Origin of the sequence: Azospirillum sp. A23, from assembly GCF_042938965.1 — a bacterium.
GTDB classification, from domain to species: domain Bacteria; phylum Pseudomonadota; class Alphaproteobacteria; order Azospirillales; family Azospirillaceae; genus Azospirillum; species Azospirillum melinis.
Map to the genome: position 1 here is coordinate 121355 of NZ_CP170672.1, position 11970 is coordinate 133324.

General features: G+C 58.2%; 11 protein-coding genes. 3 read left to right on the top strand and 8 right to left on the bottom strand.

Annotated features, from left to right (window positions below; genetic code table 11):
- The first annotated feature begins 970 nt into the window (after nucleotides 1-970).
- Complete coding sequence (locus ABNQ40_RS35480; protein ID WP_377806621.1) at nucleotides 971-1549, top strand: TetR/AcrR family transcriptional regulator; 579 nt, start codon at nucleotides 971-973, stop codon at nucleotides 1547-1549.
- A gap of 146 nt (nucleotides 1550-1695) precedes the next feature.
- On the opposite strand, the gene ABNQ40_RS35485 is transcribed toward ABNQ40_RS35480, so the two are convergent.
- The 8 genes from ABNQ40_RS35485 to ABNQ40_RS35520 form a co-directional block, all read right to left on the bottom strand.
- Complete coding sequence (locus tag ABNQ40_RS35485) at nucleotides 1696-2382, bottom strand: IS5 family transposase (RefSeq protein ID WP_391349803.1); 687 nt, start codon at nucleotides 2380-2382, stop codon at nucleotides 1696-1698.
- Between the two features lie 781 nt (nucleotides 2383-3163).
- Entirely contained in the window at nucleotides 3164-4462 is a 1299-nt protein-coding gene (locus ABNQ40_RS35490; RefSeq protein ID WP_136705928.1) for an ATP-binding protein, read from the bottom strand.
- A gap of 326 nt (nucleotides 4463-4788) precedes the next feature.
- Nucleotides 4789-5673 carry a ParB/RepB/Spo0J family partition protein gene (locus ABNQ40_RS35495; protein WP_377806619.1) on the bottom strand — a complete coding sequence of 295 codons (885 nt, stop codon included), beginning with the start codon at nucleotides 5671-5673 and terminating at the stop codon, nucleotides 4789-4791.
- Nucleotides 5666-6748 carry an AAA family ATPase gene (locus tag ABNQ40_RS35500; protein ID WP_109153176.1) on the bottom strand — a complete coding sequence of 361 codons (1083 nt, stop codon included), beginning with the start codon at nucleotides 6746-6748 and terminating at the stop codon, nucleotides 5666-5668. Before ABNQ40_RS35500 ends, ABNQ40_RS35495 begins: the two co-directional genes overlap by 8 nt.
- Before the next feature lie 737 nt (nucleotides 6749-7485).
- Nucleotides 7486-8334 carry a hypothetical protein gene (locus tag ABNQ40_RS35505; protein ID WP_377806618.1) on the bottom strand — a complete coding sequence of 283 codons (849 nt, stop codon included), beginning with the start codon at nucleotides 8332-8334 and terminating at the stop codon, nucleotides 7486-7488.
- Nucleotides 8335-8339: 5 nt separating this feature from the next.
- A complete protein-coding gene (locus tag ABNQ40_RS35510; RefSeq protein ID WP_377806617.1) occupies nucleotides 8340-8564 on the bottom strand; it encodes a hypothetical protein in 225 nt (74 codons plus the stop codon).
- A 735-nt stretch (nucleotides 8565-9299) separates the two neighbouring features.
- Nucleotides 9300-9536 carry a ribbon-helix-helix domain-containing protein gene (locus tag ABNQ40_RS35515; RefSeq protein ID WP_377806616.1) on the bottom strand — a complete coding sequence of 79 codons (237 nt, stop codon included), beginning with the start codon at nucleotides 9534-9536 and terminating at the stop codon, nucleotides 9300-9302.
- A gap of 75 nt (nucleotides 9537-9611) precedes the next feature.
- The gene (locus tag ABNQ40_RS35520; protein ID WP_377806615.1) at nucleotides 9612-10187 is read right to left on the bottom strand and encodes a FlhC family transcriptional regulator; all 576 of its coding nucleotides are present in this window, start codon (nucleotides 10185-10187) and stop codon (nucleotides 9612-9614) included.
- Between the two features lie 405 nt (nucleotides 10188-10592).
- On the opposite strand from ABNQ40_RS35520, the gene ABNQ40_RS35525 reads away from it, so the two are divergent.
- A complete protein-coding gene (locus tag ABNQ40_RS35525) occupies nucleotides 10593-11243 on the top strand; it encodes a response regulator (RefSeq protein ID WP_377806614.1) in 651 nt (216 codons plus the stop codon).
- A 143-nt stretch (nucleotides 11244-11386) separates the two neighbouring features.
- Nucleotides 11387-11917: an oxidoreductase gene (locus ABNQ40_RS35530; protein WP_377806613.1), complete on the top strand. Its 531-nt coding sequence runs from the start codon at nucleotides 11387-11389 to the stop codon at nucleotides 11915-11917.
- The last annotated feature ends 53 nt before the right edge of the window (nucleotides 11918-11970 follow it).

An 11970-nucleotide genomic window follows, 5' to 3' on the forward strand; every position in this document is an offset into this window, starting at 1 on the left:
GGGAGCCATCGCCGAGCCGGCAGTACCCGCGCTCCAGTTCCTTTTGAGTGCTGAACCCGAAGCCAATGAGTTGCGCCCGACAGTTCATAGGTCTTCATAGATCGTCGAGGCGGCGTTTTACCCGACGTCGGGTAAAAACCTGAGGTCCGGGAGGCACGGCTTGCCTCCGGCACCGCCCTCTGCCTTAAGCCGCGCAGCATCGCACGCGCATAGGTGCGACCGGACAGGTTCAAAGTCGCACTGGCTCGTCGAGGCGACGTTTTACCCGACGTCGGGTAAAAGTCGGCCAGCAAGGGCGGTGCGGACGCTTGGCAGGCATGAGACATCTCAACTTTCCTCGGTTTCAAGGACGCGGCCGGATGTCGTCTGTCACTTAAGGGCGGTTTTCAGAATGCACTGAGGCGGTTTGCGATGATGAGGATGGCGGTAGCGAGCAATGAGAGGACCAGCCGCCCGAGCCTATCCTGATGCTTGATCAAGGAGTTTGTTTGCGAGCAGTCAAGCGGAGCTGTGCTCAACAATGCAGTCAGCCCCACCGAAGTCTGAGCCTTGGCCTCTGCGGGCCATGCGGGTGTGCGGCCTAGTCCCGTGGCGGAAACAGCGCCAGCAATCGTCGGCGCTGTCATACGCTACGTCGGCGTAGAGTCTGCTGATGGCAGTGCAGACGACTTGGCTCAAGCACAACAACTCTACAAGAACTTTAGTGTAATGGACGTTGGCGCGTGAAAGGACGACTAATGATGTTTGACAAGCCAAGCCACGGTAGCGCCAGCGAAACTAAGAACGATGATTACAGCAATCGTTTGAATTGTCCTAGCGATCATGTTGCACCCGAAAACCTGATCCCGCCATGTGAAGGCGGACGGTCGCTGTTTGGCTCTTTGTGGCACGGTGTCTCCGCAGTAAACTGTGACTGACGAATTCGGATACTAGTGTATCTCGATACGCATGTCAACTCGATGGGGTGAAAATGGCACGATTGAGCCGCTTAGAGAGTATGGCGAAGACTCGTGAGACGTTGCTTAAGTCAGCGGTGGAGCTTTATCTGAAATTTGGCTTTGACCCGATAACAGTGGACCAGATCGCGGAGCATGCGGGTTATAGCCGGGGTGCTTTTTATGCTCACTTTCCATCAAAAGATGCGATCTATCTCAAGATCGCTCTTGATGAATCTGCCAAGGTTGAGAAGAGTCTAATTTCTATTATTAGAGAATCAAATTCACGCGATGATTTAATAAGAAATATTTGCGAATGGACGGATCGGGGCATAGACAAAAATGAATTTAGCCACCTTATTGTAAAAACTCTCTACAATGCAAAGAGTAATAGCTTATTGTCGAATGAGGATTTTTCTAAATTACGATCGTTCTGGTGTCAAGCTGGCGAGGCACTGACCAGATTCTTTCCCGACAGTCGTCTGCCGGGCACGCCAGAGGAGATTGGAGCAACTATACTTCTTGTGTTGGCTGATGGCCAGTTCGTTGAGCGAGCAGGAGGTCCAAAGACAAGCCGACTACTGCGACTGACGTTAGAAGCATTTCTACGTTGACTGTATTGTCAATGCTATAGGTGTGGCTTATAGAGTAGGGTTCTGATCTGTTAGTCGCTATGTAGTCCAACAAAGTGCAGCGTGGCAGATGGAGAAGGTACCGGACCCTCAAACTCGAATTACCGGCACTTCGTTAGGGGCGGTTTTTAGAATGTACTGAGGCGGTTAGCGATGATGAAGATGGCCCCTGCTGTGAGCAGGGCGTGGATGATCCGCCCCGACCGATCCTGTCGTCGATCCAGGCGCTTGTTCGCGAGCAGCCAAGCGCAGCCGTGTTCGACAACGCATCGGATTTTGCCGAGCCCGGAGCCGTGGGGCTCGCCGATCTTGCGGATGTACGGTTGAATCCCGTCACGTAAGCAGAGCCAACGATTGTCGGCACTGTCGTAGCCTGCGTCGGCGTATAGCCTGCCGATGGCGGCGCAGACCACCTGAGCTAGGCGCAGCAAGTCCGGGAAGAGCTTGTTGTCATGCACATTTGCGGGCGAAGGGATGGCCGCGAGCGGTAGTCCATCAGTTGAGACCACAATGTGAAACTTGGTCCCGGGCTTGCCGCGGTCGGTCGGGTTCGGTCCGGTCAATTCACCACCGTGCTTGGCCCGTACCGAGCAGCTGTCGACCACGACGTCCCAAGCGGCAGCGTCGGGACCGGAGCGCACCATGCGGACAAGGACGGCGTGAACTCGCCGAAGCAACGCAGTCCTGTGCCACTCATCCAGACGGCGGCGCAGGGTCGAACCCGACGCACGCCCGTCCGCCGCCCGCAGCTCGCGCCATTGGACGCCCTCGCGCAGGAAGAAGCGGAGTGTTTCGATGACCTCCACGGTGGACATCGGCGGACGCCCAGGGCCGACAGGCCGATCCTCGATCCGGTCGATGATGCCCGCCACCAAGTTCGCAACTATCGGTCCCATACCTGCCTCTCTGTGCCAGAGGCACAGGAAACCGACAGCAGATCAGTGGGTTTCCGGAGGGGTTTCATCGTATGCCAGGTTCTGGAAACCGCCTCTTAGCGGTTACCGCGGGCTTGCGGGTCAATCAGCACCTCGTTCGCGGTCGTACCACGACCGGAAAGCTGCGGTGGCCTCTTCCCTTCCCTATCCTTTTGGCGAGGAAGAGGAGACGGCCCCAAAAACTCCCCTCCGTTTCCTCGTGCCGCAATCACAAGGCCGTCGCTCAGGGAGATGGTGCCTAATTAGCAATTTTTGCCAGGTCGGCTGGGGGCGGCCGCCTCGCGTATTACGCCTGCGCGCGCGGACCGGAATGCGGACAGCTTCGTTATGCAGAGCGCGCCAAAGCTCACCGCCCTGCCCCATTTCTAAATACGCGTCACTGTTCGGTCGCGGGTGTCCTCGTTCGCCGTGGACGGTTTTGGGTCGATCATCTGCAAGAACGGCTTGGAGCCGACCCTGACACGCCACAGCATGTAGCAGTGGCTGCAGTCGCGTCCGTCAGTGCCCGACCAAGTATAGGGCCAGCCCGGATATCGGGATGCGTCTGCCATGGCAGAAGTTGAACGATAAAGTCATACGGTCACCTGCAGCGTGGTCAATGGTACAAAACCATGGCGGCATTTTGGGGCCGCCGCAGTAACGCTCGCAGGGACTGCCGCTCTTAAACCAGCGTCATGTCCAGCCATCGGGTGCCGCTGTCTCCCTTGTTCTTGATGGCTATGATGGAGCTTTTGTGCGTCTGAATGCCCTCTAAGCGTCGGGGTTCGACTTTCAGCTTTTTGGCGGCGCGATCCAGAAAGATCGGGTCGACGCCAAGCACGAACTTTGTTCCCATCTGTGCGAGGATCTCGTCGGGAAAGTCCGTCAGGTTCTGTGATGAGAGGATCAGACCGAGCCCGAACTTACGTGCCTCTCGAGCCCATACGCTGATGATATGATCAGCCTCAGGCGACACAAATTTATGGCTTTCGTCGAGAAGGACGAACATGACGGTCTCTGGTTTCTGACCCTCTCCTCGGGCCGCTGCAAAGATGTCATCCAGAATGAAATCGACCGCCATCCTCTGGCCGTCGGACGAAAGCGCTGACAGATCGTAGCGCCAGATCGCTGCTGCTGGATCGAACTCGTATGTATCGGCTCGAAACAGTCCGGAGCGCTCCAGATTGCAGATCCGCTCGTAACAGCTTTGGAGGACCTCCTTGTTCCCGTAGCGGAACAGTGCGCTGACCTCCTGGCCATCGGACATACCTTCAAGGAACCGCTCGAACAGCTCACGGCATCTGTCCTTGAGCTTGTCGATGTCCACGCTGGTCTCCTCGCCACGGATCTCCTTCTTGATTGCGCGATCCATCGAGCGCAGCTTGCGGCTGAGATCGTCGAGCGCGGCAACGGTTTCTGAACTGGTGCCCAGAAACACCTGGGTCATCTTGCGCTCCATGAACCACTTGAGCGTCTTCACGGTGGGGTGTCGCTTGGGCATCTCAGGATTACGCCGGTCATCATAGCGCAGGTTCCACGTTTCAGGCCGGTCAGCGTGGAAGCCGAGGTAGGCGTAGAGGTCGAGTAGGATGTTGTGGAGGGTGTGCTCCTGCTTCGAGCCGAGCGGCCGGCTGGTCCGGCTGATTGTCTTTAGGAAGGTTTCGATGGCCCGAGTGACGCCACCGTAGTCCGGGTCCTCGCGGACGGTGAGAGGGTTCAGTCCTAGATCGGACGTGGCGCTGAACCGGAATGAGTCCTCGCCCGAAACGCCCATGTCACCATGGGGATCGAGGACCACGAACCTGATCCGCGAGTTGACCAAAGACATGCCGGCCATAAGCCGGCGCAGGCGGGTGGTCTTTCCCGACCCTGATGGGCCGATCACCGTGAAGTGGGAGTTCATGACCTTTTCGGAGTCCCAGAACACTGGAATCTCTTCCGGGCCTTCAGCCGGCTTATAGGTGCCGAATTTGATCCGCACTGCGCCCACTCCCGCTACGTCCGTTCGCTGTACGGGGCGGATAATAGAGATATCGCGTTGGGTCGCGCGGCTCCGAAAGACGCTGAAATCCGGCGTCTTTCTACGGACCAGCCGGCGTCAACTGTTCGCATACGACGGTGCGTGGGTTGGGGCAGGGGGACCGTGCCCAGCTGTGAGCCGTGCACCCTATAGCTCAGACTTTACCCGACGTCGGGTAAAAGGTGAGGGGCGGGCGCACCGCCCCTTTCCACCCGTTTTTACCCGACGTCGGGTAAATGGTCGCCTCTACGAGCTATGGACAGATCCCGCGCGCCCAACGAGCGCAGTCACTCCCCGATGATTCCGGTGATCGCATCTCGCAACCGCCGAAGATCGTCCACATCGTCAGTGGACAGGTCCTCGGATCGAATTTCCTGCTTGGACAAGCTGGTCGCCATGGTGCGCCACTGCTTTCGGGCTCTCTCAATGGGCGCAGCCCTAGGCGCCGTCGCGGCCTCGGGAGCAGAGTTGTCGTCGCCCCGGGAAGCGGCCTTTGCTTTGCGAAGCTCTGCAACGCTCGCGCCGTTCTTGACCATGTCCCAAAGGCGCATCGTCACGGCCTCGTCGTCGATACCAAGAAGCTCCGACAACGCCGACTTCGAAACCTCCTTATGAATGGCCTCGTACTCGACCAGGACGGCCGAGGGGAGCTTGACGATGTTCAGCAGGCGGGTGACCTCAGACTGGCTTTTACCGATAAAGCGCGCGAGGTCCTCTTGGGTTAGCTTCTCTCCCTTAGCCAATGCGCGCTCTTGCAGTCGCACGAGACCGAGACCGCTCTCGACGGGCGTGAGGTCGACACGTTGAAGGTTCTCGACAAGAGCGGTAACCTCCACATCCTCCCGGTCCGACACGATGATCGCGAGGATGTTATCTCGCCCGAGCAGTTGGTGGGCTCGGAACCGGCGTTCGCCGGCCACCAGCATGTAGCCACCTTCAGCACGCCGGCGGATCAAAACTGGCTGCTTCAGACCATGCCCGTCGATGCTGGCTGCTAGGCCAGCGAGCTCGGCTTCATCGAAGGTCTTCCGCGGCTGGTTCGGATTTGGGTGTATGTCCGCGAGCGGGACCTTGTTGATCTCCGGAAAATCGGGATTTGTAACGCGGTCAAGGTCGATCGATGCCGCTGCGAGACCGAATGCCGGGTTGGTGTTAGCGAACTTCTTAGCCATTCGTCGTCTCCAGGGCAGGGGCCTTAGCGAGCAGGGCGTGTGCGATGGAGCGGTAAGTCTCGATACCGTCGGCTTTAGGCACGATGGCAAACAAGGGCTTGCCGGTCTGAACCGCCTTGGCGAAGTCTTTGCGCTTCGGGATCGGGTCCCACACCTTGATGTGCGCGCCGAACGCAGCCTGCAGATCGCCCAGGGTTTGCACGTCGATAGTTGAGCGGCGCTCGAAAATGGCTGGCAGGATCCCTAGGATCTCTATCTTCGGGTTGCCGCGCCGTTTCACGTCTTGGATGGTCTTGATGAGGTGAGGGACACCGAGCACTGCCATCGGTTCGCAGATCGTGGGGATCAGGACCTGATCGGCGGAAATAAGCGCGCTCTCCGTGAGCCCCCCCAGATGCGGTGGGCAGTCGATGATGATAACGTCATACGATGGCTTCAAAGGGGCAAGGCGTTCGCCGAGAACCTTATCGCCTTGCGTCTGGCCGAATTTCAGCTGGCCCTCGGCCTGCGCCAGGGTGATCGAGCAGCCGATAAGGTCGAAGGCGCCATCGCAAACCTTCACCGGGAAGTGCACCGGATCAGCGCCTTCATTGAGCAAGAAGTGGGTGAGGGAGCGCTGTTCGGCCTCCAACTGCATCGGGTTAACCGCGAGGCTCTGGGTCGAGCTCGCTTGCGGATCGGCGTCAATCAGCAGAACGCGCTTTCCCATTTCGGCCAAAAGGAAGGCGAGGTTGCAGGAGCTGGTAGATTTGGTTACGCCGCCCTTTTGGTTGGCAAGCGCAAGAACCACGCATGCAGTCTGGTGAGCCGGCGGATTGGACGTGACACCAAATAGCTTGTCGCTGCTGGCCAGGAGGGCTTCGCGCAAACCGGGCACGAGCTTTCCCTCAGCTGCATTCGAGTTGGCTCGAACGAAGTTGGCAACGGCCGCTGGGATCTTCTCGCCACCAGACTCCCAACGACTGATGCGGGCCCGGTCATAGCTTCGGCCGATGCCGTCGTTCAGCCAGTCCGCAAATTCGGCCTGAGATGCGCCGCGTTGCTCACGCACCGCCTTCAGCGTCAATCCTTCCATCACGCGGCCTCATTCTTCTCATAGGGTGGTGGTCTGGTCGGAGCATCGCAGGTGGCGGTATGTGCGTCAACAGCGTGCCGTCTATGCGTCACGCGTACAAGCGAAGTGCGGCAAAACGGTCACGATCACGTTTACCCTGCGGGATTCGTTTTACCCGACGTCGGGTAAACAGCAAGGGCAGCGGACATTGGCGTCCAGCCGCATCCGTGGGAGCTCAAACAGGCATCGAGCAATGAGCGTTGCCACTACAGGTGCTCTGGCTGGTCACATAACGCGTTAGTAGGTTTGCGCTGCGCGTTTGTATTCTTGAAAAGTGCTCTGGCGGTTCACAGGAATGCAGTTCAGTGCGGGCACGGGAGGTACAGCGCGAAACCGGAGCCTGCCGTAGGGGCCAAGGAAGAAGGGGAAGGGAAGGGCGTGACACGGTCAGCGCACGGCGCCAGTGGGGCGATTAAGGTCCTCGCGAAGAAGCCGGTGTAACCTCCCGCCCGGCGCGGCGCGCTCAATCTAGCCTAAAGGACAAGGCCGTGCAGATTGCCCGGCTGCGCATCCACCGTCAGGTAGAAATTACGACGTTTATCGACCCCGGCCACACATTTGCTAAGCTGCGCCGCTACGACCTCGCGCGGAGCCGGTTTTGAAGGCCAGGAGAGAGCCCACGGCGCAGCTACTCTTGCGCGCGTCCGCGGTGAATGAGTCAGTTGTCCGCTTCAACCTCACTCCATGAGGCAAGACGATCAGAACGGCTTTACTGTAGCAGTCGATACGATCCGCCATGCCGGATCAGCGGCTATCAGGTGAGATGAGATCGCATTGATGTGGAGCTGACCATAGAGCACCAGGATGCTGCGGTCGCGCGCGTCCTCAATCGCCCGAGCGACGCGCTGTTCACGCAACGTCGTGATCGCCGGCGGGAGCACCGCGTGTGCGTATCGACCTGATGTCGTGGTGGAGAGCAGGATCTGGAAGGCGGCGCGCACGCGGTCCTGAACCCAGCCGGGGAGGGTGTCGAATACTTCCCGCGCTTCTGCCAAGGTGAATGGCGCGTCAGGTTGGCGGTCGTGGGCGGACGGTGGGGTAGGGGGGAGTTCCGCGAGCAGCTCAGATAGCGTCACATCCACGTTGCGCACACCCGGCCCAGGTCGGCCAACAATGGCATCGTTGTCTTGGAGAACCAGTCCTTCGCCGAGTGCCGGCGCGAGCGTTTCGTACGGATGTGCCTCAGTATCCTCTAGGAGGTTTGGCGCACCTCCCAAACTGTTTAGGACATCGGAGAAAGCACCGTTGCCGCGGCCGACGTCGTCGCGGACGCCTTCGTAGAAGACGAGCCAGCCTTCGCCCCGGCGGCGAGCGACTAGATCGGCGACGTCGCGGTAGAACTCCGGCGAAGCGATGTGGATCATGCCCTGCATCTCAACCTGGCGTGTGCCGTCCGTCAGCATTATGCGGGACAACTCCAGCGGCAGCGCGGAGGCAATCAAGGGGAGGGCAGTGAAGGTGGCAACGCCCACTCCGGCCACTGCTACAGGCACCGCGAGGATAACGGCACCGGTGATGCAAAGGACCTTGCGAAGGCAGCTTTTCATGGCGGTTACTCGCTGCTCCGGGCCGGTTCGGAGCCGAAGTAAGCTCCGGCTGCCTGCTGATCGATGATGTGACTGCCGCCCTTGCCGGCGACAGCGGCCGGGTGATGGCGAAGAGCAAGGAGGAGGGTGGCGAGGCTAATTCGGTCGGTGAACCACAGGTGCAGGGCCGTCAAGGCATATTGGATTGTCAGGCGGGGCGGGCGGAAATCGTGATCGGAGATGGTCAGCATGCAGCCTTACTCACCAGCCGAGTTGCGCTCGTGAAAGTACCAATAGGTGCCCATGACGAGGGCCACATAAGCGATAATTACGGTAGGAGACCACATGATTGCCACTTCAAGAGACCGGAAAAGAGGTGTGTCGATGTAATCGGCAAGAAAGGCGAACTCGCTAGGATTAGCCTTTAGAAATTCATGATATCTCTCACGGTTCATATGGTAATAGATTGCACTGATTGGATGGTAGATAACTACCAGAGCCGCGACCAGTGTACCCTTATTCCGTAGCACCCACGCGATCATCTTGCGTCCTCCAGTTCTGGCGCAGCATCCTAGCAGCGGGGTTTGGTCACCGCGCCGGAGAAAGACGGCGCTTTTCGAAGCCTTTCAGGCATACCGCCATGTGCTGGCGTCGGGGATGGACGCATGTAGCTGGGCAGCGGCGTATAGTGGCCCCGCGAAATGGGCAATTACGCTCCATGAAGGCTGCTGGCAGGCTGCGGGGCGTAAATGCCTTGCAGTGCACCATTGACCTGAAGCTCGCTCCGGCGGACTGGGGATCGCTCGGGTGTCCTTATCCGCAGCGGCAGCATGCGGCAGATGATTGTGCCAAGCACCTAGATTGCTCTGCCCCGCGACAGCAGGTGCCCTTGAGCATGAGCGACCTCTGACCGGAGCGGCCCCCAACCTCATCCATCGCTCTGGGTCGCAAGCAAAGTGATGGGCGTCAGGACCACGGGCAGGGGTTCAGTTCGCGCGGAGAAGAATTGCGCCGGCTTCTTGCGCTTCAACCGCTGACCGGTAATAGGCGACTGCGAACATGCGCAGCGCCGAAGGCAGGCTATCAGCCCCACGGCGGCGGTTGAGCCGCTCGACAAGGACGGCAAGGTCGGTGTTCTGGCGAGCTGCGACATCCTGAAGCGCGCCCCAGAACTCTTCCTCAAGCTCGACGTTAGTCCGCCGTTCGCCGAGGGTGAACACCATGGCGACTTTATTCGTTTTCATAGCAGCCTGCCGCCGTCGCTCGTTGAACGTAGTAGGGCCCGCCGGCGCCGCACACTAGCTGAAGCAGGCTGCGATATCCATGCCGGCGCTATCACGCCAAGTATGGTCATGTACGGCAGCGTGGCCCTTTGCCAAGGACGCTCCGCAGTGTGGGCACGACATTGGAGCTGCCACTTCGTCGTGGATCAGATGGTCGCGCCCACACTCACAAGCCTTGAACGAAATGGTCCGAGAGCGTAGCTCCCGAGCAAGCACCCAAGCTGCAGCGATAGTCGTCGCCTCGGCAGTGTTCGGGTCTCGTGATGCGAGGTGCAAATCGTGGGAAACGATGAGCGCATTCACGTCGACCCGTCGGTAGGCAGTGCTACCCGCCAAGCGGGCATAGTGGCTCAGGAAGATCGAGGCCTGACGCGCCGAGCTGGCTGTTCCCAGGAGATCAGCGATCTGCGGGAGAACCGCGGGCGAGGGCGGCGTGTCGTGAAACTGCCGGTACAACTCCCGGACCGTGTCATTGGCGAGCCCGGTGTGTAGGCGAATAACCGGCAGCGGAAACCACCGCAGGATCATGCGCGCAGCCAGATCGGCATCCGAGGAGGCAACGACAGGTCGTGGCAGTGAGGCGGCCGACATTCAGAGATGCTCCTGTGGTGCACCGGTTAAGTTGCTCGCGAGCTGGTGGAGAGCGTCCACGACACCCCGACCAAGTGGGTTACACCCCTACTTAAGAAGGGGTAGGGGTGACCCTACCTGTGAGGCAGTCGGCGCTGCAACAGAAAAATGCTCAACTTTGTCACACTTCGCGCATATTTCCGATAACGCATTGTATTTAAGGCAAAAAACGGACTTACCGGCCCGTAGGCCGATGTCGGATCTGTAAAAAATGACGGTGGAGTTGCTTCAGCAGTCGCAGAGCCAACCAGCCTTTCGGCGACTTGATTACCCCGCCGGAGGGGGTAGGGCGTTGTACCATACGGGGAGGCTGTATATAGTGCCCTCGCTTTTGAGGGCATCGCATATCAAAGATGGAATGAAATAATGAGGATACTGCTGGCAGATGATCATTGGTTCATGTTTGAATCTATGGTCCGTTTGCTTAACGAAGAAATTCCCGGAAGCGAAGTTGTGGGCGCAGCAAATCTCGACGACGCGATGAAGGTCGTTGATAGTGATAAGTCCTTTGATTTGATTTTGTTGGATTTGAACATGCCCGGTATGGCTGGTCGAGGACAGGACAGATTTTCGTGTATTGATAAGATAAAAAATATTATTCCGGATACTCCCGTCGCCATTATTTCGGCTGAGGAGGATGAAGTTATTGTTCAAGCAGCGCTATCGAAAGGTGCGGCTGGTTACATTCCGAAGTCTTTGGCAAGAAATTCCCTCGTTGCAGCGATGCAGTTGCTGGTATCTGGGATGGCATCCTATCCTCGTCCTGTGGCTCGCAGAGTAAACAAGGCTCCCGACAGCCATCTAGGAGTGCTGGGCCAGCGGGGTAGCAGTGAGGCCGTGAACCTTAGTGCCCGCGAGAAAGAAGTTCATTCTTTGATTATTCAGGGTCTTAGCAATAAGGCAATAGCAGAGCGACTGGCGGTAAAGGAAGTGACGGTTAAAGAGCATGTTAGTTCAGTATTGAAAAAGTTTGGGGCGAAAAGCCGTTCAGAGATTATAGCTGCGGCTGTCAGGTAATGAAGAGCAGGTGCAGAGATGTAACGTTGCCGCCACTTTGAACGGACGATCTGATCGTGATCAAGTTGGTGTCTCTACGGTCAGTTAATCGCAGAAACCGCACTGTGTATTGATCGCCGCTAACTCAGGGGATATAGAGCAATATGATGAAGGCCTTGTACCGCTCATTCTTCGTTTCGCTTTCGGTTGGATGCGCCGTTGTCACTTTTGACGGCGGGCGTCTCGGTGAATCGGCTTACGCAGCTGAGAGTTCTGAGCAGGTCGCTAGCGAGCCGATTCTGGTCGTTAGTGGCTCGGTCGCCGCCGGTCAGGAGCGCAGCTTCACGAGGGAGGAGTTCGAGGCTATGGGATTGTCCAGTCTCACGACGCGGACGCCCTGGAACCAAGACCCGGTTGAGTTCTCCGGCGTCAGACTGTCGACCTTCCTGAAACAGGTCGGCGCCACTGGTCGGGCTCTGCGTGTAACAGCGTTGAATGACTATGTTACGATTATTCCGGTCGAAGATGTAAAATACGATCCAATCCTCGCGACGCGACGGAATGGTAAAACCATGGCAATCCGCGACAAGGGGCCGATCTTCATCATTTATCCATTTGACGATGATAAGTCGTTGAATAGCGAGCTGTACTTTTCCCGTTGCGCTTGGCAGGCGAAGTTCATTCAGGTTGAGTGAAACTGTCAATGCTGCGACCATGGTCACTGTTGAGCACTATTAGGCTGCGCTGC